The organism is Streptomyces sp. NPDC050549, from assembly GCF_040655035.1.
GTDB lineage: Bacteria > Actinomycetota > Actinomycetes > Streptomycetales > Streptomycetaceae > Streptomyces.
Map to the genome: position 1 here is coordinate 300590 of NZ_JBFAJD010000006.1, position 20430 is coordinate 321019.

Genomic DNA, 20430 nt, shown 5'->3' on the forward strand with positions numbered 1-20430 from the left:
GGGGGAAAGCGAGTTCACGGCGACGACCGTAGCTGCTTGTCCATGGCCCGACGACGGGCGCGGTACCACCTGACAACGCCGGACGTCATCGGCGCAGCCTCAACATGCGCGAGGGCCACCTTCCCCGGACGCAGTACTGTCCGAGCAGGGTGGCCCGTTGTGAATCGGCGCGCGTCAGAGCACGCGCACCGCGCCGGTCGGCGGATCCCAGGAGAGGGGCCTTTCGACGATGCCCGTGGACGGGTTCTCAGCCCCTACGAAGTTGCCACCACCGACGTAGAGCGCCACGTGGTAGGCGCCGCTGCCGGCGGAGCCCCAGTAGAGGATGTCGCCCGGCTGAAGGTTGCTCAGCGAGACCGGGGTGCCCGCGGTCGACTGGTCCTGCGACACCCTCGGGAGGCTGATGCCCGCCTGCTTGAATGCGGCCTGGAGCAGGCTGGAGCAGTCCCAGGAGTTGGGGCCGGTGGCGCCGAGCACGTAGGCGTCGCCGATCTGCGCCTTGGCGAAGGCGATGACCGCGGCCGCCGAACCCGTGGCCGTCGACGAGCTCCTCGGGGCGCTGGAGGTCGCGGAAGCGGCCAGGGTGGTCCGCTCGGCGCTGCGGGAGGTGGCCTGCTCGGCGGCGGCCTTGCGGGCCGTCTCGGCCTTCTTCTTGGCCTCGGCCTTCTTCTTCGCGCCGGCGAGGTCCGCCTTGGCCTGCTTCGCGGCATTGGCCGCGGCCGCGTCGCGCTCCGCCTGCAGCTCGTAGTTCGCGGCGGCCTGCTGTGTGGCGTCCGCGGACTGGGCGACCTGCGCGGCCAAGTCCGCGGTGAGCGTGGGCAGTTCAAGGGTCTGCGTCACCGGCTCGGCGGCGTTCGCCGCGCCGGACGCCCCGGCCATTGCCAGGGTGCCGAGGACGCCAGTGGCAACTCCGGCCCGCACTGCCATTCTCGACGTGTTGCGGCTGGGTTTCCTGTGGCTTGGTATCTGAGCGGTGTGGGGCATGGGGACAACTGGTACCAGGGTCTCCCTCGTATCTTCAAGGAACGTGTGGTGCGCCACATGTGCCCGGCGTGCCCCCCGAATTCTGGGTACGGCGCCTCTAATTGACGTCATAACGGGCATTGCGGGTCCCGCGCGCAAGCCTTCAACTAAGCACCTTCGTTGTTAGGTCCGAATTGCGACTGCCCTATCACTGACCAGGGTTGGTGGCCAAGCTCGGCTCCTTCGAGCCCGAGGGTCGTGTGATGCAGGTCACGAACTACAGCTTGCTGCGGCCGTGATTTGCGGGGAGGTTCGGTCGCCGGGTGAGCTCATCGGTTGGCGGTGGGTACGCCCGAGGCGCGTCGCACGGTTCTCCGGTTGGCTGCGACCCCGATCACGCAGGGCGAGCTGGGTGGCGTGCGGCCCTTGACGACGAAGTCGAAGTGCCGCGCCCTGCCGACGGTGAAGCCGGCGTAGGCGTACGGACCTTGCATCGCGCGGATGCCGCGCTCTGCGAGAGACCCGCGGGGGAGGTGCCACGCAGTAGCCGCCGCTGATCGCGGGGGACTCGCAGGCGTCCGAGTGCCGAGGGTGCTGGCGCGCTCGTCAACCCTCGGCCGCCGTCAGTTCCGTGCCAGGGCCCGCAGGAGTTCGTCGGCGAATTCGGCGGGGCGGGCGGCAAGACCTACGTGTCCGCCGGGCATTTCGATCACGTCCAGGCCGAGTTTGGTCCCCGGCCTCGTGGCATGGGCAGCCACGTTGCTCCCGCCCGGCGGTCGGCACGATTCGGTCGCCGTGGGCGGTGAGGGTGTCGATGTCGAGCTTCAGGACGGGATATTGGCGCAGCTCGTGCTCGAACCGGTAGACGGCGTTGGCATGAGCGTGCTCGTCTTTCTTCGCGTCGGCCGCGCTGTCCATGGTCCGCCGGTCCACTTCGGCGAATGCTCGCTCGCGGAACTCCTGGAGCGCCGCCGGTAAGCCGGATGTGCGGTAGAGGTCGTAGACGCCGTGGAAGAAGCCGATCCACGTCTGTCCGTCGGGCAGCCCGCTGACGGTCGCGGGCTCGTACGGGATGAGCGTGCGGACCACGGAGGGGTGGTGGGTCAGGACGTCCAGGGCGACGATCCCTCCAGGGCTGGTGCCGAAGACGACCGCGGGCTCGTCGCCGAGGTGTTCGATCAGACGCCGGTTGTGGTTGGCGTCAGTGGCGAGCCGGTGATCGTAGTCCCGCGGACCGTCGAGCCGACTGCGGGAGAAACCCTCGTCGGTCGTAGGTGACGACGGTGTACTGCTCCGCCAGATGGTCGGCCACCATCGCGAACACCCGGCAGTGGCAGCTGGCACCGGGGATAGTGGACAGGAGTGGGCCGCCGCCGCGCGTCTCGTAGTAGAGCTGGGCGCCGGGAACGTCGAGGACGCTCGTCGCCTGTCGTCTCCGGTTTTCTAGCCGAGCTTTTCCGGAGCGGTGCAGCCGAGTTCGTCATCATGGGGCGGCTCGTCCGGCATGGCCTGGCCGACAGGTGCCGCGTGCCCTTTGCGGCGGCGACGGATCGCGAGACGGGCCGGGACGATGTGGCCGGCAACGGTGATGACCTTCAGGAGGACGAGCGCCAGGACGGTGTTGGCCGCCCAGTCCGTCCACGGCGAGGCCGTCAGGACGGCCCCGAACAGCCCCAGGTGCACGGAGACGATCAGCACGCCGACGGCGATGAGGGCAACCTTCTTGACGGGCCGTCGGCCTTGCAGGACCCCTGAGCCCTTCAGGTGCGGGGCCCTGCGGCACCGTGACCGGGTTCGGGCTGCGCCGCCTCGGGGCGTTGCCACGTCACTGTCAGCTGATCGCGTCGACCCATCGTTTCGAGGCGTCGGGCGATGCCGTCCTGAACAATCCGCAGGTTGTCCTCGTCGGCGGCTTCGGCACGCAGCGTCAGCGTGTTCTGGGTGGCCTGCATGGTGCACTTCCCCCGGGCGAACCTGATGACTCCGTGAGTGTCGGACCATTCGGTGTGCTCCACCTTGGGAGGCGCGTCACCGCCACCGTGGGCGCGCGGTCGGTAATGCGGGCGTCGGCCCATCTGGTCGGCGTGTCAGGAGAGTTGAGCGAGATACCGGCCCGCGCGGTGGGTCGAGATATGGGCTTCAGAGGTCAGCAAGGCGTTCCTTTCCGGAAATGCCAGTCGCAGGGCGGGCGCCTTCGTGCGCACGGAACCGGCACGCATGGGCAGCGACGGGCTCCCATGCCGCTGCGCGACGCAGGCCCTGCGGAGTTCAGGTCCTGGTGAGGGCGACCAGCCAGGCCCGGATGCCGTCCGGGTCGGTGGTGATGTCGATGGTGGCCGGTTGGAGCGAGTCGATGCGCCACCCGTCGGCGAACGCGGCTCCGATCTCGCCCCGCGTCACCCGCCGCGGCCCCTGGCTGCCCGGCTGCTGGTCGCTGAAGCACAGCATGAAGTAGCGGCCGCTCGGCCGGACCGCGGACCGCAGGCTGTCGACGAAGGCGGCGCGGTCGTCGTCGCTGAAGATGTGAAACAGCCCGCAGTCGAGCACGGTGTCGAACGGCTCCCCGAGATCGGCCAGCTTCAGGGCGTCGTGGAGGAGGAACCGCGCCCTCAGCTCGCGGTCGTGTGCCTTCTCCCTGGCGGTGTCCAGTGCGTTGCCGGCCAGATCGACACCTGTGGAGTCCAGACCGAGACCGGCAGCCATGAGCGTGTGCTCACCGGTCCCGCAGCCGACGTCCAACACCCGGCCCCGGACGGCCCCCGCGTCGGCGAGAGCGAGAAAGGGCCGCTGAGGTCGACCGATGTCCCACGGTGGCGGGCTGGCGTACAGTTCCTCAGGCCTTGACCAATGCCCGGCCCCGGAGTGGAAGTAGGCGGATATTTCGGCCATGTGCATGCCCTTCCTGCCTGTCGCGTCTGGTCGCTCAGGGTGGAATGCCCACCGTTGGGAGGGTGACATCAATTTTATTAATACACTCTGTCTATAGCAAGTCGAAGTGTCTTATCGGCGTCGCCATGTATCTCAAACCCTGAACGGTGCAGCGAATTACGAGGGGTGCTGCGGAGAGGTGAGAGGTGCCCGTGGCCGTCCTGTGGACGGGCGACACTGTGCAAGCGCCTCAAGATCGGGATCCTCGCCCTCGAGGCGACCGGATGCGAACGGATCTGGGCCGGGAAGGCGTCCGGCGGGAGCCGGTCTTGGTACTGGTGGGCTCGTATGTTCAGGTGTCGCCTATTCCCCGAGCCAATGGCGTACGCGGTCACCTTGAGTCACTGTTCGAAGTGGAGCTGAGGACGTACGACTGGCGGCTCTTGCCGTCGTTGCTGCGGGGTTGGGAAGCTGTTCCTGTCTCGGCCGGCAGGCACATGTGATGAGGCCGTACCCTCTACTCCCACAGATCAGGAGACGGCCCTGCAAAGTGAAACCTTGCTTGGCGTCGTCGCGGCAGCAGCAGGCGTCGTCGGTGCGGCTGTCGGAGCTCGTGGAGCGGTAGCTGCTGCCCGTTCGGCAGGGCGCACGACACACGATCAATGGTTGCGACAGGTACGCCGAGAGGCGTGCAGTGCGTTCATATACGAGTGTGAAGCTCGATGGCGCAGTCTCGATGCAGCACTGGACAGGATCAGCCGGGGCTACTCGGCTGAGGGCCAGGTGCTGCTGGCCGGGATGAGCTTCGAACAGGCTGAGCCGCGTCTGGGAACCGTCAAGTTGGAGGCGTCCAGTGCCTTCGTGGAGAAGGCGCAGGCCATGCTCGGCACGCTGCGCGACGTGCATCGCCGCGCGGGCACCTTGGTGGACGAGGATCAACAAGCGAACCTGGATCAGACCCGGACGCCGAACTCGAACGCGCCGCCGATGGTGCTCATCGACTCGTACCGGACGACCGTGCCCGTCCGGGGGGCGTGCAGGATCTGCCCGTTGCCCGCGTAGAGGCCGACGTGATGCAGATCGCCGAAGAAGAACACCAGGTCGCCTACCTGGAGATCGCTCTGTGAGTAGATACGCGTACCGATGTTGGCCTGCTCCTGCGACGTGCGCGGTATGGAGACACCCGCCTGCGCGTACGCCCAGGAGGTGAGGCCCGAGCAGTCGAAGGAGCTGGGGCCGGAGGCACCGTACACGTACGGCGTGCCGATCTTGGTCTGTGCGGCCTGGAAGGCGGCACCCGCCCGACCGGAGGCCGGCTTCGCGTCGCCAAGCACGCTGCGTGCGCTGTCGCGGCTGGCTCGTTCCTCCTCTGCGGCCAACGTCGCCTTCTCCTGGGCGGTCAGGGTGTTGAGAAGCTTCTGCGCCTGACTGAGCTTCGCCTGGACCTCTTTCTTCTTCTTGCCCAGCTCCGTGCGGGTGTCTGCGAGGTCCTTGAGCTTGGTGGAGGCCTCCTGGCGCTGCTGGGCGAGCATGCGTTGCTTCTTCTGGACCTTCTTCAACTGCTCGATCTGCTGAGCGCTCAGCTGGTCGAGTGTGGACGCCTTGTCGAGGTAGTCGTCCGGGTCGGAGGAGAGGAAGAGCTGGACCGACGGGTCGATGCCGCCGGTCCGGTACTGGGCGCTGGCCAGCGAACCGAGGCCGTCTCGCAGGGTGTTCAGATCGCTCTGGCCGCGCGCGACCTTGTCCCGGAGATCGGCTATCTCCTTCTCGAGCTTCTTCTGCTTGTCCTTGGCCCCGTCGTATTCCTCGGTGGCCTTCTCTGCCTGCTCGTAGAGAGTGTCGGTCTTGGCTTTGACCTGGTCCTTGCTCGGTTTCGGCGCGGCCTGGGCGGCCTGGGACGTCAGGGCCACTGCTGCTGCGGCGGTCGCGGTGAGGACGGTCACGCGGGTGCGGCTCGGCTGCTTGGGTCGACGGTGTGACGCCATAGAGGCGAGCTCCTTCTTCCTTCAGCCGCCTGTCAACGTGCCGGCGGGCGGGACCCTCCGTCGTCACTCCTCATGAGTGAACATCCGGGCGGAGGTTCGAAGCTGGAATCTACTAACCTTCTTACGAGTAGTTCAAATCCGCGTGGGGCTTGCTCTGTCCCCGGCTGCAATCTGCGCATTCAACTCACCTGAGGCCATCGTCAGCACCGCCGTGCCCTCGCTCGTGCTGGGGAGTGGCGACGATGCGGCTGGTGCCAGTCGATGCCCGCCAAGTTCTCCGACGAGGACGGAGCGGCCAAGGGGAAACAGGAGCCTGAGTGGGACGGCAAGACGAAGGAGCGCCTGCGAAGCCTGGACCCCGCCCAGTCGCCGGACGGGACGACCGTCGTCGGGTAGCCCGGGTCGGGGGAGTGCGACACCGGTGGGGCGAGATCGCCGCACAATACGGAGCTTCTGCCGACTCCTCGGCAGAAGTCCGTCGTCAATGAGGGGCGGGCGGTCGTCTGATGACTCGTGCAGCGCCCGCCCCGAGCTGTGGATCTTCGCTCAGCCTGTCATGGTCGACTTCTTGCCGGACGGGGTGACGGCGAACCACATCCTTTCCTTGGCCTGGCCGTTCATCTGTCCGGCCTTCGTGTCGCCCATGTACCGGTACAGCGGCCAGCCCCCAAGGGTGAGCTGCTTCATGCCGTCCGAGCGGTCGACGGAGCCGAGGAGGCTCTCTTCCACCCCCATCGTCTGGACGGAGTCCTGTGCCATTACCGGCATCCAGGTCTTCGCGCAGTCACCGGTACACATCGACATGGACGGGGTCGCCTTGTCCATGTCGTAGCGGTAGAGGGTCATCCCCTTGTCGTCGGTCACCACGCTGCCCATGCCCTGGACTGTCTTGGCCATCAGCATGGTCGTGGTGGCCATGTGCCCGCTGGCCGAGTCGCCCGTGGCGGCCGGTGCCGACGTCGCGGGAGTCGAGGTGGCCGTGGCGACCGGAGCGACGTTGGCCGGGCTCGTACTTGAGGAGTTGTCCTTCGAGCCGCTGCACGCCGCCAGCAGGAGCGTCGAGGCGAGCCCTGCGGCCGCGGTGAGGACGATACGTTGCCGGATCACGGCGTTTCCCTTCGTCGGGAGCTGGTTCTACTTACTCCCTTAGTACGTCGGGCAACTCCGGTCCGCTCAGGCGCTGATGCCACATGACCCAGTCTTGACCCTTGACCGCGCCCGACTGGCGGGTCGCCGTCGAGTCGGCTCAGCTCAGGTCGCGGGCCAGGGCCTCGATGGGGTGCAGTCGCTTGCCGAACCGCATGATCGCCTCCGGGCTGGCCTGGAGCTCGCCGTACGGCAGGTAGCGCACCTTCAGGTCCGCGATCCGTGCTGCGGCCGGGACCGGGGGAGCGCCTCGGGCTGCCCGCCAGGCACGGTCGCGAGCTGCTGCCGCGTCCTGCCGTCATCCGTGCTGCTCAGGCCGCCAACGGACCTATTTTCTCGGGCAGTTCGTTGACCTCCTACTGCTTGGGGCCACGGTCGTGCGCGCCGTCGACCTCTCGGAGCAGGTTCTTCTGGTTCTCGCGGATGCTGTTGCACTCCTCGGTGGGATTCTCGGTCTCCGGGTAGAGCTTCTCCACTCGCTCGCGCACCTCGTCCTCCGAGGGCTCCGGCGCCGCCTGGCTCTGCGGGGGCAGGCGGCTCATGGCGCCGGCGGCTACGCCGAGGGTGGTGATCCGGGCGGTTCCGGCGTCGGGTCGGTGCCACGGCAACGGAGGAGGTCAGTGAGACTTAGTAGATTCATAGTTCGTGTCGCAACCGAATGTGAGGCACAGTGATCACGCACGCGGCCGGTCGGTCAAGGCTGCTGAGCGGGTCAGCCGAGGCCGGGCGGGCAGGCGACCAACAGCGGCAGCAGCGGGACCAGCAAGGCTGCGGCGGCCACGGATCCCCACAGGGCGGGGTGCGCAGTCCTGCGCGGACCGAGGACCCGCTTCAGGCGGATGAGTACCGTGTGGCCACCCGCGGCGAGGGCGCCCTTCGGGGCGCGCGCCGCGGCCATCTCGTACATGGCGGTGGCCAGCACCTCGTGGGAGTGGCGGCGCAGCGCCCGGTCGTCGGCGATCATCTCCAGCAGCAGTGCCGTCTGCTCCCGGGCGTGGCGCGCGAGTGGCACCCATTGGAAGACCGTGTGGAACGCCTCGACGGCGGCGAGGACCAGGTGGTGGCGGCCCGTGATGTGGGCCTGCTCGTGTTCCAGGACGGCGCCGAGTTGCTCGGACGTCAGCTGGCGTACGGCCGCGTCGCTGATCACGATCCGGGGGTGACGGCCGGGCAGGCAGTAGACGGCCGGGGTGTCGTACGGCAGGACGGTGGCGCACAGGCGGGCCGAGTGACGCCCCACCAGGTCCACGGCTTCCCGGTGTTGTGCCCGCGCCCGACGGGCTCGTACGACGTGGAAGACGAAGCTTGCGACGAGGGCGATCCCGATAGCGACCGGGAGGCCGACGGCCAGCCGGTAGGCAGTGTCGGGACTGGGCTGTTTCGCGCCCTCGGTCAGTCCACAGGTGTGCAGTAAGCCCAGGAGTCCCGCATGCAGATGCTCGGTCGGCGTGGCCAGGGTGGCCGCGGTGAGCGCGGTGGCGATCGAGAAAGAGACCGCCAGCGCGTGCCACACCGCCGCGGCCAGGGCGGGGGCCCGGTGCGTCCACCTGCTGCGCAGCAGCAGGTGCGGGGCGGCGAACCCTACCGCTGCCGTGTAGGCGACCAGGGCGGGGGCGGCGTTCACGGCTTCGCCTGTCGGCTCACGTTCCGCAGGGCCCTGCGCAGGGCGGCGACCTCTTCCTCGGACATGTTCTCGACGAAGTGGACCAGTGCGGCCGGGCGGTCCTTGCTCTCGCCCAAACCGTCCTCCATGAGTGCGGCCGAGTAGGCCTCACGGCTGCGGACCGGCGAGTACAGCCATGCGCGACCGTGCTTGCCGCGCAGCAGCCAGCCCTTGTTGTACAGGATGTTGGTGACGGTCATCACGGTGGTGTAGGCGACCGGACGGATCTTGTTGATGTCGTCGACGACCTCACGCACCGTCGCAGGACGGTTCCACGTCCAGAAGCGATCCATGATCTCCGCCTCAAGATCCCCCAGCCGTCGCATGGCACTGACTCCCTTTCGCCACCGAATACGCAAGCCCATAGTAGACGGCTGGCCTGTGAGGCTCGCAGGGTGGAGGCGCAGGGTCGCAGTCGGCCGGTCGGCTCGTAGCCTGCCTTGTCGATCGCCTCGCGCATCCGGGCGTCGTCGAGCGCAATTGCGGATCTCGCGGCGTTCTCGCAGTGGCCGCACGTCATGCCGGACACGTAGTACCGGGTCGTCCGTACGTGGGGCACGGGTTCCCCCCTGCCGGGAAGTCTAAATACCCTGGGCGGGTATCGCCCGTCCGTGTGGACTCGAGTGACGTGCGGGATGCAAGGGGCCGGTGATTCATACCTACGATGGGGGCGTGACAGGCTCTGCACAGCTCGCCCGACCGCAACCGGCGTTGCGGTTCTGCGTGTTGCTCGTGTGCGCCTTGCTGTTCGGCCTGCTCGGCATGCACGGTCTGGGGCCGGTGCCCGTGGCCTTTGACTCCGGGCACGGCGGTATGGCGGCGACCGCGCACAGGGACGTCATGATCTCGATGCCGGGCGAATGCGATCCGGGTGACAGCGGTTGCCCGGGCCACGTCGGTCACGCGGACCCGACCTGTGCGTCCGCGTCCATCGCTGGGGCCCCTGTGTTGGCGCCGGTGTTGCTGCCCGACGTAGTGGAGTGCTTCGAGTCGGCGGACGTAGGTACCTCGCCGTTCGGTAGCGGCCCTGACGGCGGCCGGGCCCCGCTCTCCCTCTCCGAACTCCAACTCCTGCGGATCTGGACCGCCCCGCGCGTCGCCGCCTGCCCTGCGGATGCGGCGCCGTGCCTCGGCATGCCCTTCACAGATCCGGACACAGGAGCTCAATCATGACCGCACGCAGCAAGCTCATCCGTCGCACCGCCCTCGCCGTCACCGCCGTTACGGCCGCTCTGGTGCTGACCGCCTGTGGCGGCAGCGGTGGTCACGACATGGGATCGATGAACTCCGACTCCAGCCCGTCCGCGACCGCCTCGGCGAAGGCCGGCGCCCACAATGCCGCGGCCGTCTCGTTGTCTACGGAAATGATCCAGCACCACCGTCAGGCCATCGAGATGGCCGATCTCGCTGACAGCCGCGCCTCCTCGCGAGAGGTGAAGGACCTCGCCACGAAGATCAAGGGGGCGCAGGACCCGGAGATCAAGACGATGTCCAGTTGGCTCACGGCATGGGGTGAGGAGGTCCCCGCGGACATGTCCGGCATGAGCCACGACATGTCGTTCTCCATGCCTGGAATGATGAGCAGCGACGACACGGACGAGCTGAAGAATGCGTCCGGCACCGAGTTCGACAAGATGTTCGTCGACATGATGGTCCAGCACCACCAGGGCGCCATCAAGATGGCCACGACCGAGAAGGCCGACGGCAAGTACGGTCCCGCCACCAAGCTCGCGGACGACGTGATCACGGCCCAGACCGCCGAAATCAAGGAAATGAACAAGATGCTCGGCAAGAGCTGACGTATCGGCAGGAGTGGGTGTGGCCGACAGGGAGACCGGTCGGCCACATCTTTACCGTCCGCTCACCGGGTCGCAGAGGTCCGGTCAGCCTTCCACTCGAGGCGTCAGACGGGGGCGAGTTGAGGTTCCTTCCGTACAGTCAGGCGTCCGCTGCGGGCGAGAGCGGCGACGGAGGCGGCGCAGGCGAGCCCGGTGACGGTCAGCGTGCACCACGTCAGCCAGAGTGCCTCGTGCCGTTCGGCGAAGTCCCAGAGGGCGCCGGTGGCCAGGTTGCCGAGGGTGATGCCGAGGCCGGAGACGGTGTTGTAGAGGCCGTAGTGGGTGGCGACGAGGCGGTTGCCGGAGAGCGTGACGACGGTGTCCATCTCGAACGGGTAGACCACCGCACCGCCGGCCGCGAGCAGCGCCACCGTCATCACCAGTGCGGTGCGGACAGCGACGGTGGCGTCCAGTGGAGTGAGGGCCAGGGGCAGGAAGGCGAGCCCCATCGCGCCCAGTCCTCGGACCATTGCCTGCTCGGGGCTCCACCTTTGTTTTGCCCAGCCGGTGAGCCGGAGCTGACCCAGGACAGCGACTGCCGCCGAGACGACGAACAGTCCGCTCGTCGCCCAAGTCCCCTTGGATCCGAGGGCGTTCGTCGCGGCCAGGGGCAGTGCCAGGTAGATCTGGAAGGTCAGTACGTACGAGCCGATCATCGCGACGGCGAAAAGCAGGAAGGGTCGGTTGGCCACAACCGTGCGCCATTGCCCCAGCACACCGCCCGGCGTCGACGCCGTGGCATAGCCGCGACGTGCGGGCAGTACGCGCCACTGCATCACGGTCAGTACGGCGAAGATCGCGGCGGCGACCGTGCAGACGAGGCGGAAGTCGGCGGCCAGCAGGGCAAGTCCGACGAGCGGGCCCAGCAGCATGCCGGCCTGGTAGTAGACGTTGAAGGTGGCGAAGGCGTCGACGCGTCGCTCACCGGCTTCGGTGGCGAGGTAGGCGCGGACGGCGGGGTTGAACAGGGCGCCTGCGAAGCCGGTGGCAGCCGAGGCCGCGACCAGGGCGGGCAGGTTGTCGACCCAGCCGAGAAGGCCGAAGCCGACTGTGCGCAGCAGGCAGCCGGCCATGATCGGGGCCTTGTAGCCGAAGCGGTCGGCGATGGTGCCGCCGATGAGGAACATTCCCTGCTGGGAGAAGTTGCGTACGCCCAGGACGAGTCCGATCGCCCAGGCCGCGAGGCCGAGCCTTTCGGAGAGATGGGCGGCGAGGTAGGGCATGAGCATGTAGAAGGCGAGGTTGATGGCGAACTGGTTGGCCATCAACATCCGCGCCGCGGGCGGGAAGGAACGGGTCTGCCGCCACAGGGTGTTGTTCATCAGGCAGCTCCTGCCAGGGCGCCGGAGTCGACGTCCCTCCGGTCAGCCGTGGCGAGGGGGTCGATGATGTGGGTGCAGCGCGTCCAGCGGGTGACGGTCCGGTCGGCGGGGTGGGCGATCTCGTCCGGGTCGTCGACGGGCAGGTGGCCCAGGAGGCCGTGTCCGTGGCAGTAGATGTCGTCGAAGACCGTGCCGACGTAGCGTTGCGGGCCGTCGGGGAAGACGGCGACGATCCGGTCCTCGGCGGGCTGGGTGCGGGCCAGCCAGCGGGCGACGAGTGCGACTGCTCCGACGCTCCAGCCGCCGGTGGCGTAGTGGTGCCGGGCGAGTTGGCGCGCGGCCCACACGGACTCGGGCGCGGCGATCCAGTGGACCTCGTCGAACAGGTCGTAGGCGACGTTGCGGGGGAAGATGCTGCTGCCCAGGCCGCGCATCAGACGGGTCGCCGGGGGCTGGCCGAAGATCGTCGAGCCGGTGGTGTCCACGCCGACCACCCGCAGGCGAGGGAAGTATCCGCGCAGGACAGAGGCGATACCGGCCGAGTGGCCGCCGGTGCCGACGGAGACGACGAGCGTGTCGATCCGGCCGAGCTGGGCGACGAGTTCGTGGGCGAGTGGGGTGTAGGCGGCCACGTTGTCGGGGTTGTTGTACTGGTCGGGGCACCAGGCGGCGGGGTGTGCGGCGAGGAGTTCCTCGACGCGTCGTCGGCGCGCTTCCTGCCAGCCCCCGGTGGGGTGCGGGGTGTCGACGAGGTGGACCTCGGCGCCGTACGCGGTGAGCAGTCCGGTCATGAGGGGTTCCATGCCGGGGTCGGTGACGACGGTGACCGGATGGCCGTACGTGGCACCGGCGAGGGCCAGTCCGAGGCCGAGCGTGCCGGAGGTGGACTCGACGATGCGGGCCCCGGGCAACAGCTGTCCGCGTTCGTGGGCGGCTCCCACCATGTGCAGGGCTGTGCGGTCCTTGATGCCGCCGGGGTTGTGGCCTTCGAGCTTGGCCCAGAAGCCGCGGCCGGCGGCTGTGAAGGGGGTGCCGATCCACAGGACGGGGGTGTCGCCGACCAACCCGGCCGGGGTGAGCGTCGGGCGCTTGGCGTCGGCGAGGAGCTGGGCGGGCGAGGTGAGGTTCGGCGTGGGGGTGGTCTGGTTCATGGCGTGCTTCTCCCGCGGCCGGCGGCGTCAGCGGCTGCCTGCCGTTGAGTGGTGGAGGAGGCTGGACTGATCGGGAGCCGTTGCCAGGCGTGCGGGTGCCGTCCAGGGCTGCGGCTCAGGAGGCGATCAGGTCCGCCACACGCCCAGTTGGGACCGTTCTGGCTCGACGGAGGACGCTGCGGGATCCGGGAACCTTGGCGGTCGCTTCCGCTCTCCACCGGACAGCGCGTCGATGCCTTCAGCGGGCAGCACATGAGCGACCGCTTCGGCGAGCGGAGTGATGTCACGCGGCGGCTGCGTCGTCGGCTCGTCCAGGTTCGAGCAGTGGTGCCCGCCACCTTCGGCGGGATCCTGCCCTTCGGCGTACGCTTCGGCAGCCGACCGGGAGGACGGGCCCAGAGAGGCGGCGGAGACGACGCGGATGGCGTCGGCACCCGCCGGGCCGGGGCCATGGGCACACGCCAGCAGGTGCATCAGCGCGGCCAGCAACACCACGAGGGCCGCCCCGGTTCGTCCCCCGGGGCGGATGTTGCGGCGTACCGACCAGACCTTCATCGATACAGAAGGTAATCGATCACGCACATAAAGTGCGTGTACTGAGGTGTGGCCGACGCGCGCCCACGCAAGGATCGCGTCCGCCAGGCGCCTGCCTCGCAAGCCCTCAGCCAGTGGCTGGTGCCAGGACTGACAACACAGGCCGATGGCCGAAACGGGTGAGTCCATCCGTGGATCGGCTCTTTCCAAGCGTTGCCGGTCGGCAGCGGGTTTCTGGCAGGACCACACGAGAAGATCGCGATGCCGCATACGACCGCTGTTGAACGCCGCCCCGTCGGCGGCTCAGGCGCAGGTCCTTCGGCCATGGCGGTCGTGCTGTCGGGCCCTGCCCCGTCGGCCTCGGTCATCGCCTGGCACGGCCGGTGCGGGAGAGGAGGTGGGGATGCAGAGGGCGAGTTCCGGCGCGATGGTGGAAGCAGGGGATGCCCGCAGCGGGTCTCGGAGGAGCCGCCACCGCCAGGGAGATCGCCATGGACCCAGTCATCGACCCGGCGGAATTGACCGCTGCCGCTGCGCCTGACGGGCTCGGAAGGTATCTGGCCGGGTTGCCCATGCCGCCCGTGCACCACCCGCACGGCCCGGCCGAGACCGTCCGCACGACCGAGTACGAGGGGCACCGGATCGTGGTGACCACCACGTACGAGGTCACCGTGGACGGGAAGCCCGTGAAGGCCGACCTCCAGGTGGACGACAACGGCACGCTGTACTGCCACGGCCTGCCCAACTACCAGTTTGCCTCGGCGCTGGACACCGTTCGGGCGCTGATCGCCAACTACCCCGACCGCTTCGGGGGATGTGCCTGAAATGCCCGTGGTCCGCAAGAACATCGTGACCGACCAGAGTTCGCGTGACGACTACGTCCACGGTGTGGGCCTGCTGAAGCAGGAGGCGAGTCAGTTCACCACCGCTGACTTCGACATCCCGGGTCCGACCGCCCCGGTGCACACCTACGACCTGTTCGTGATCTGGCACGGCCTGACGATGACGACCCCCGTCCCACCGGGCGGGAACCCGTACGCGCGGAACGCGGCCCACCGGGGGCCGATCTTCCTGCCGTGGCACCGGGTGATGCTGACCGTCCTGGAGGCGAACCTCCAACGGGTGCTCGGCAAAGCCGGTTTCGCGCTGCCCTACTGGGACTGGTCGGCCGACGGGGACCTCGGCTCGCCGACCGGCGCCGCGATCTGGACACCCGTGTACATGGGCGGGCAGGGCACCCCGATCGCCGACGGCCCCTTCGCGTTCGACCCCGCCGATCCGACCAGCTTCACGGTGCGCATCGAGAGCGACCTCAGCGGGATGCTCGCCCAGACCGACCGTGGTCTGAACCGGGACTTCGCACGGGCCTGGCCGGCCGGCTGGCCGACCCTGCCGACGAGCGCGGACGTAAAGGGCGCCCTCGCCTTCACGCCGCCCGGCGGCAACCCGGTGGACCGGTACGACACTCTCGCCTTCAACGCCTCCTCGAAGGGGTTCCGCAACCGACTCGAAGGCTTCATCCCGCAGTCGCCGACGCAGCCGGTCCACCTGCACAACCAGGTCCATCTGTGGGTCGGCGGCGACATGGCACCCGCCACCTCACCCAATGACCCGGTGTTCTTCCTGCACCACTGCAACGTGGACCGCATCTGGGAGGGTTGGATGAACCGCTACGGCCGCCTCTACGCCCCAGACATGACGGCCCCAGCGGCCATTTATCAGGGGGAGCGGATCGACGACCGGATCGTGTCCCCGCTCGGCGCAGGCGATACGCCCCGAGGCGTGATGGACATCTCCGCGATCTACGCGTACGACGTACTGCCCTGAATCCGTAGGTGAGTCGTCTGGCGCACGGTTCCAACGATGAAGCCGGATGGTGGTTCCCTGCCTCGCTGCTCAGGGCGAGGAACAGCAGGGCGATTTTCCTCAAGGTGCGGCCCAGGCGTGGGACACGTAGCGACAGTAGCTCGGTCACTTCCAGCAGCCAGCAGCCAGCAGCCAGCAGCCAGCAGTGCGCGGTGGGACGCGGAGATGCTGTCGGCACCCGCCCGAACGGAATGCCGCCAGTGGTGGCGGACGACAACAGGTCGACCGGTGTCATCATCGGCGGGGTTCTCGCCGGACTGGCTGTTCTCGGCGGCGACGATGCGTGGTGGTTGGTGCAGCGGCGCAATACATCGTTGTGGAGCCGACGTTCGCCGCCGTGCTCTGGAGCGGAACTGTCCCAGGGGCACGATCCGCGCGCTGTTGACGAGGCCGGAGAAGGCTCGCAGTGACAAGGCGGACACAGCGGAGGCGGAGTACGCGGCCGACGGGCACCCCGTGCGGATCAACCTGAACTGGGACAAGAACGCCATCGACGACGAGGCCCTGTACGTCATCAGCTCCTAGGACCCGACCGTCGGTTGATGGAGCTCGGCGAACCCACCTGTCCACAGGTTCTGGCGACCTTCCCGCCCGGTGTGCTGGAAGGGGGACAACGGCGGGACGTCGACGCGCCGGGATGACGCGGACACAGATCCGTCGGACGACGGGTGCGGCGGGATCCACCGGGGCACATCCGGCGGATCCCGCCGGACTCTACGCTTTTGCGTGGCGCTGTGCGACGGCGGCCGACAACCGCGGTGCCGCGAATTCGCTGCCGCAGGTGAACCGGAGCAGCGGGCCGAAGGTGGCCGCAGTCGGGATACCGGTGAATTGCAGGCCGGGCACGGACGACTGCAGCCGCGGGTCCAGGTGCGGGAACCCTCCGGTACGCGCCAACGCCCAGAAGGGAAAACAGTCCGGCCCGGACAACCGCCACCGGCACCACACGCGGCGGCACACACGGGACACAAGCACCCTCCCAATAACGCACCCATCATGGAGCCAGAGTCCTGCCTGTATCACCTGTCCTGTGGGAGGCGGGGGCTACGGGAGCTATGTGGTTGATCTTCAAGTCCAAGATCCATCATCGGTACCACTCCCTTCGACACGCTCCGCCGTGACGCAGCGCGATGCGAAGAGCAGCGTACTGACGCGGCGCTGCCAGTCGTTGCACCGACCTCGGTGAGCGGGGGCAGGTGGCGTGGGTAGGCCCGTGTATGGTCCGGATCTTGGTCGTGCGTTGTCCGCCCCGGAAGGGCGGAGTCGGCGGACGATCCCGGTCGGCCGTCACGGACAGTCGTACGAGAAGTGGGCGGCGGTCGCCCGGTGACCGGCAGACAGGATGCGCAGTTCCGCCCACGCCGCACGGTGGCCGTGTCCCTGATAGGTCCATCGAAGGTGCAGGCGAGTGTGTCGCTGCCCCCGGACCATCACCTCGTGCAGGACGTCGGACGCCGTTCCGTCGCTTCGGACCCATCGGTAGGAGAGGGTGCCGCGATGGCCGTTGGTGGTGACCAGACCGACGATGTCCGCGGTGCTGTCGCATCCCAGAACCGTCGGCCTCGCCGTGACGGCAACCTGGGTGACCGCCACGGACTGCCCGAAGTGCTGCCAGGCCAGGAAGACGAGGACGGCTACCACCAGCAGCGTCGGCAGAGCGTTCTTGCGCAGCCTCCGACCGCAGGGCGCGGGAGCCGACGACGTGGCGGGAAGCGTCTGGACGGTGCGGTGCGCGACGGCGGCCGTCACACCGGGCCCGAAACACAGCACGCTGCCCTCGACGCGGTCAGGCCGGGTCGGGGAGACGCTCGCCGGGACCGGTTCGACGAGGGTGTCGTCCGTTTCCGGTCGCTGGATCCAGTGGCTGGCCAGCACGGTGGCGCTGTACTCGCTGTCGGGGCCGGAGGTCCGGTCGTCGGGGACGTGGCCTTCGGTGGGTCCGAGATGGAGTGTGGTGCTGTGCGCGTCGGCGGGAGCGAACGCCCGCGTGGGCTCCTCACTCTTTACCGCCGGCGTGGGCGTGTTGTCGCTCTGAGCAGTCATCGGATCTCACACTGCCTGGTCAGGATCTGCTGTGAGGCGCCGCCGGAAGCCGGTGCCGGAGTGGTCGTGGCCTGGACCGTCCAGTAGCAGCCGTCGTTCTGGAAGGTGTGGTCGACGGCGATCGTGTACTGGGTGGCTCCGCTGCGCTCGAAGGTCTGGGACGCACCGTCGGGGGAGCCGGTCCCTCCGCTCGCCGTGTTCGTGAACCACGAGACGGTGACGGAGATCGGCCCGCTGCCGTCCGTGGTGATGGTGATGGTCGCGGTGGAGGTCGTGGGGCCCGTCTGGCTGAAGGCCGATACCGCGACGTTCTTGACGGCGGGAGCGACAGGCGGGGTGGAAGAGGCGGTCGTCGGTGTCGCCGGCGTGGACGTGGTCGCCTCGCTGGGCGTCGTCGACTGCGTGGGTGAGCCGGTGACGGAGGCGGAAGGCAGACCGGTCGGGGTGGCCGACGGGCCCGAGGGGGAGACACCGGGTGTCGGCGACAGGTCATCTGATGGGCTGGGCGCCGTGGGCGGGGCGGTGGGCGGCGCCGCTTCGGTGCCGGCCCGGGCCGTGGTGGTGGCCAGGGCATCGGCGGTCCGCTCGGCGGCGCCTGCCGAAGCGTGATGCATTCCGTACGTGAGCAGGAGGCCCAGGAGTACGGCGGCAGCTGAGACGAGCATGCCGGGTCGGCCGGGTCGCCATGACCGGGCCCAGTCGTGGCGTGGTGCCTGGCTCAGGACCGTACGGGCGGTGTCCGTGGTGGATCGGGGGGAGCGGGCCGAGGGCAGCAGCGCCAGAAGGGCCACCAGGGCGGCGAGCCGGGCGCGGCCGCGTTCCTCCCAATCGGCCCCGTATACGGCGCCGGCGACCGCCTCCAGTTCCGTCACGAACGCCTCGGCCTGTGCCGGCCGTCGGTCCGGTTCCTTGGCCAGACCGCGACGGACCAGTTCGCGCACCGCTGCGGGGACCTCCTCCACAGGGACGGGGGCGTCGACGTGCTGCAGGGCCAGTTCGGCGATGTTGTCGCCCGAGTACGGCTTGTGCCCCGTCAGGCACTCGAAGAAGGTGGCCGTGGCCGCGTACACGTCTGCGGCGCAGGAGGCGGGGGCGCCGGTCCACTGCTCGGGGGCCATGTAGGACGGGGTTCCGGCCACACCCGCGCTGGTGCCGGTGTCCACCGCGATACCGAAGTCGACGAGCTTGGACGATCCGTCCGTCTCGACCAGGACGTTCTCCGGCTTGTAGTCGCGGTGGACGACGCCGATGCGGTGTGCGTCGGCGAGACCGAGCAGCGATCCCTTGAGAAGGACGAGCGCGACCTCGGGAGCGAGTGGCCCCTGACGGGTCAGCAGCGTCCGCAACGAGACACCGTCCACCAGTTCCATGACGATGGCGGCGCCCTGCGGGCTCTCCACGTACTCGTACAGGCCGGCCACGTACAGGCTCTGCAGTCCGCCGAGCAGGCGCGCCTCCGCCCGGAAATCGTGCACGAAACCAGGCCGCGTGCGCAGGGACTCGCTGAGGTACTTCACCGCGACCCGTACGCCGGTGTCCGCGTGCACGGCCAGCACGACGCGGCCGCTCGCGCCAGACCCGAGCTCGAGAGACTCGGTGTATCCGGGCACCACCCATGTGCTCACGTCATCCCCCCAGACGGCTTGCCGCCGTACCTGGCCAACTCCCGAAGCGGCTGGACCATTGCGTTGAGAGACACATTTTCAGCCACGGCGGTTGCGGAACAGGACAATGCCGGTCCTCCGTCGTCGGCGTGAGCGGTCGGGTCTGCCGGTGGCGACAGAGCAGTCAACCCAAGGGCGCTCGCCGCTCGTCCCCATTCATGACCCGTACCGCTTCGCCGACCCTTGTCGCGCATCGCCTCGGCCAACCCCCCCCCACCACCACGAAAGAGGCCTGCGTGCTCCGCATCCACTTCACGCCACTCGACTTACAGAGCATCCGCGTGGCCCGGCGTCCCGATCCGCTGCGGGAGCTCGTCTGCGCCGCCTGCCGGCTGGCCACGAATCAGGGGCCGCGCGAGTTCGGGGCGTGGCGCCGCGGCGTCCTCGAGCGGACGGTGGGGGACCTGGAGGCGCGCCGTGCGCTGCGCCTGCTGGGGACGCTCGTCCCGCCCGCCGGCTACATCCCCGACTTCCTCACCCCGTCCGTCTCGGACGGGGGTCTGCCCGCTGCCCTCGCACAGGGACGCGCGACGCCCCGCCGCCGTCTGCAGCGGGAGTTGGGCGTCCTCGCCGGCGCCCGCCCTCTCCCGGCGTGGACGACGGCGCTCGGCAGACCGGGAGACCGCGGTATGGGATCGCTGGTCAGCGCCTTGGAGGTCTCCTCCAAGGCGCTGCTCGAACCGCGGTGGGAGCAGGTTCGCAGGGCCGTGCAGGACGAGGTCGACGTGCGGACCCGCACCCTCCTGGACGGCGGTGTCCGCGCTCTGCCGGAGAGTCTGCCGTTCGCCCGATGGCATCCCCCTGCCCGGAGGTGGACTACCCCGTCGACCGGGACCTGCATCCGGCGGGCCGGGGTCTGCTGCTCCTTCCTTCCTACTTCTGCCGGCGCAGGCCCACGGCGCTCGCCGACCCCACCCTCGGGCCGGTCCTCGTCCATCCGGTCGCCGTACGGTCGTTGGAGACGGTGGCCCCCGACGGTGGCGGACTGGAGCGGCTACTGGGCCGTACCCGGGCCACCGTGCTGGTCCAGGTGGCACATGGCCGTACCCGCACCACGTCCGAAGTGGCGCGGGCCGTGGGCATCGCCCTTCCCAGTGCCAGCTACCAGCTCGCCGTCCTGAGGGACGGAGGACTGGTGGCGAGCCACCGGGAAGGGCAGTTCGTACGGCACTCGGTGACGTCCACGGGCCACCGGCTGCTGGGCGCGGACACCGGACGACGGACGGAGACCGATCCGACCTGTGGTCCCTGAGTCCTGCCCGGTGCGCCGGGCTGCAGAGGCTGTCCGGCTCAGTGCCTGTGTCACATCCTCTTTCCGCAGGTCATGGAGTATGTGGGTGAGGAGTGATCGTCGTTGCCGTTCGGTTCAGCGTCCGGTGGACGCTGA

General features: G+C 68.8%; 22 protein-coding genes and 1 pseudogene. 7 read left to right on the forward strand and 16 right to left on the reverse strand.

Annotated elements, in window-relative coordinates; all coding sequences use genetic code 11:
* Positions 1-174: 174 nt before the first annotated feature.
* The 6 genes from AB0I51_RS12620 to AB0I51_RS12645 all read right to left on the reverse strand — a co-directional run bounded on the left by AB0I51_RS12620 (position 175) and on the right by AB0I51_RS12645 (position 5816).
* Positions 175-984, reverse strand: a complete 810-nt coding sequence (locus AB0I51_RS12620; RefSeq protein ID WP_362974150.1) for a C40 family peptidase — start codon at positions 982-984, stop codon at positions 175-177.
* Between the two features lie 585 nt (positions 985-1569).
* Positions 1570-2307, reverse strand: coding sequence for a hypothetical protein (locus AB0I51_RS12625; RefSeq protein ID WP_362974152.1), 738 nt, complete (start codon positions 2305-2307; stop codon positions 1570-1572).
* 99 nt (positions 2308-2406) lie between these two features.
* Complete coding sequence (locus tag AB0I51_RS12630) at positions 2407-2661, reverse strand: hypothetical protein (RefSeq protein WP_362974153.1); 255 nt, start codon at positions 2659-2661, stop codon at positions 2407-2409.
* Between the two features lie 62 nt (positions 2662-2723).
* Complete coding sequence (locus tag AB0I51_RS12635; protein WP_362974155.1) at positions 2724-3038, reverse strand: DUF2218 domain-containing protein; 315 nt, start codon at positions 3036-3038, stop codon at positions 2724-2726.
* A 193-nt stretch (positions 3039-3231) separates the two neighbouring features.
* Positions 3232-3852, reverse strand: a complete 621-nt coding sequence (locus AB0I51_RS12640; RefSeq protein WP_362974157.1) for a class I SAM-dependent methyltransferase — start codon at positions 3850-3852, stop codon at positions 3232-3234.
* Positions 3853-4784: 932 nt separating this feature from the next.
* Entirely contained in the window at positions 4785-5816 is a 1032-nt protein-coding gene (locus AB0I51_RS12645) for an NlpC/P60 family protein (protein WP_362974159.1), read from the reverse strand.
* Between the two features lie 261 nt (positions 5817-6077).
* Here AB0I51_RS12645 and AB0I51_RS12650 point away from each other — a divergent pair, with 261 nt between their 5' ends.
* Positions 6078-6212, forward strand: a complete 135-nt coding sequence (locus tag AB0I51_RS12650; protein WP_362974161.1) for a hypothetical protein — start codon at positions 6078-6080, stop codon at positions 6210-6212.
* Between the two features lie 150 nt (positions 6213-6362).
* Here the strand turns inward: AB0I51_RS12650 and AB0I51_RS12655 are convergent, their stop codons facing one another.
* From AB0I51_RS12655 to AB0I51_RS12670, 4 genes are all read right to left on the reverse strand, one after another.
* Positions 6363-6923 carry a hypothetical protein gene (locus AB0I51_RS12655; RefSeq protein WP_362974163.1) on the reverse strand — a complete coding sequence of 187 codons (561 nt, stop codon included), beginning with the start codon at positions 6921-6923 and terminating at the stop codon, positions 6363-6365.
* Positions 6924-7318: 395 nt separating this feature from the next.
* Positions 7319-7570 (reverse strand): hypothetical protein, encoded by a 252-nt coding sequence (locus AB0I51_RS12660; protein ID WP_362974165.1) that lies wholly within the window; start codon positions 7568-7570, stop codon positions 7319-7321.
* A 104-nt stretch (positions 7571-7674) separates the two neighbouring features.
* Positions 7675-8586, reverse strand: a complete 912-nt coding sequence (locus AB0I51_RS12665; protein ID WP_362974167.1) for a M56 family metallopeptidase — start codon at positions 8584-8586, stop codon at positions 7675-7677.
* Entirely contained in the window at positions 8583-8951 is a 369-nt protein-coding gene (locus AB0I51_RS12670; protein WP_362974169.1) for a BlaI/MecI/CopY family transcriptional regulator, read from the reverse strand. Before AB0I51_RS12670 ends, AB0I51_RS12665 begins: the two co-directional genes overlap by 4 nt.
* Before the next feature lie 346 nt (positions 8952-9297).
* Between AB0I51_RS12670 and AB0I51_RS12675 the strand changes: the two genes are divergently transcribed.
* A complete protein-coding gene (locus tag AB0I51_RS12675) occupies positions 9298-9798 on the forward strand; it encodes a DUF6153 family protein (protein ID WP_362974171.1) in 501 nt (166 codons plus the stop codon).
* Entirely contained in the window at positions 9795-10424 is a 630-nt protein-coding gene (locus tag AB0I51_RS12680; protein WP_362974173.1) for a DUF305 domain-containing protein, read from the forward strand. The genes AB0I51_RS12675 and AB0I51_RS12680 overlap by 4 nt, the downstream gene beginning before the upstream one ends.
* 104 nt (positions 10425-10528) lie before the next feature.
* On the opposite strand, the gene AB0I51_RS12685 is transcribed toward AB0I51_RS12680, so the two are convergent.
* From AB0I51_RS12685 to AB0I51_RS12695, 3 genes are all read right to left on the reverse strand, one after another.
* Entirely contained in the window at positions 10529-11785 is a 1257-nt protein-coding gene (locus AB0I51_RS12685) for an MFS transporter (RefSeq protein ID WP_362974175.1), read from the reverse strand.
* Entirely contained in the window at positions 11785-12936 is a 1152-nt protein-coding gene (locus AB0I51_RS12690; RefSeq protein ID WP_362974177.1) for a PLP-dependent cysteine synthase family protein, read from the reverse strand. The genes AB0I51_RS12685 and AB0I51_RS12690 overlap by 1 nt, the downstream gene beginning before the upstream one ends.
* 126 nt (positions 12937-13062) lie before the next feature.
* Positions 13063-13491 (reverse strand): hypothetical protein, encoded by a 429-nt coding sequence (locus AB0I51_RS12695; protein WP_362974179.1) that lies wholly within the window; start codon positions 13489-13491, stop codon positions 13063-13065.
* Between the two features lie 470 nt (positions 13492-13961).
* On the opposite strand from AB0I51_RS12695, the gene AB0I51_RS12700 reads away from it, so the two are divergent.
* The 3 genes from AB0I51_RS12700 to AB0I51_RS12710 all read left to right on the forward strand — a co-directional run bounded on the left by AB0I51_RS12700 (position 13962) and on the right by AB0I51_RS12710 (position 15861).
* Complete coding sequence (locus AB0I51_RS12700; RefSeq protein ID WP_362974181.1) at positions 13962-14294, forward strand: hypothetical protein; 333 nt, start codon at positions 13962-13964, stop codon at positions 14292-14294.
* 1 nt (position 14295) lies between these two features.
* Positions 14296-15297, forward strand: a complete 1002-nt coding sequence (locus AB0I51_RS12705; protein WP_362974183.1) for a tyrosinase family protein — start codon at positions 14296-14298, stop codon at positions 15295-15297.
* A gap of 318 nt (positions 15298-15615) precedes the next feature.
* Entirely contained in the window at positions 15616-15861 is a 246-nt protein-coding gene (locus AB0I51_RS12710) for a DUF6174 domain-containing protein (RefSeq protein WP_362974213.1), read from the forward strand.
* A 189-nt stretch (positions 15862-16050) separates the two neighbouring features.
* On the opposite strand, the pseudogene AB0I51_RS12715 reads toward AB0I51_RS12710, so the two are convergent.
* From AB0I51_RS12715 to AB0I51_RS12725, 3 genes and pseudogenes are all read right to left on the reverse strand, one after another.
* Positions 16051-16188: pseudogene (locus tag AB0I51_RS12715) on the reverse strand (NAD(P)/FAD-dependent oxidoreductase); the annotation flags it as partial.
* 435 nt (positions 16189-16623) lie between these two features.
* Positions 16624-17379 carry a hypothetical protein gene (locus AB0I51_RS12720; RefSeq protein WP_362974185.1) on the reverse strand — a complete coding sequence of 252 codons (756 nt, stop codon included), beginning with the start codon at positions 17377-17379 and terminating at the stop codon, positions 16624-16626.
* Positions 17376-19004 (reverse strand): serine/threonine-protein kinase, encoded by a 1629-nt coding sequence (locus tag AB0I51_RS12725; protein WP_362974187.1) that lies wholly within the window; start codon positions 19002-19004, stop codon positions 17376-17378. The genes AB0I51_RS12720 and AB0I51_RS12725 overlap by 4 nt, the downstream gene beginning before the upstream one ends.
* An 829-nt stretch (positions 19005-19833) precedes the next feature.
* On the opposite strand from AB0I51_RS12725, the gene AB0I51_RS12730 reads away from it, so the two are divergent.
* Positions 19834-20295 carry a helix-turn-helix domain-containing protein gene (locus AB0I51_RS12730; protein ID WP_362974189.1) on the forward strand — a complete coding sequence of 154 codons (462 nt, stop codon included), beginning with the start codon at positions 19834-19836 and terminating at the stop codon, positions 20293-20295.
* Positions 20296-20430 lie beyond the last annotated feature (135 nt).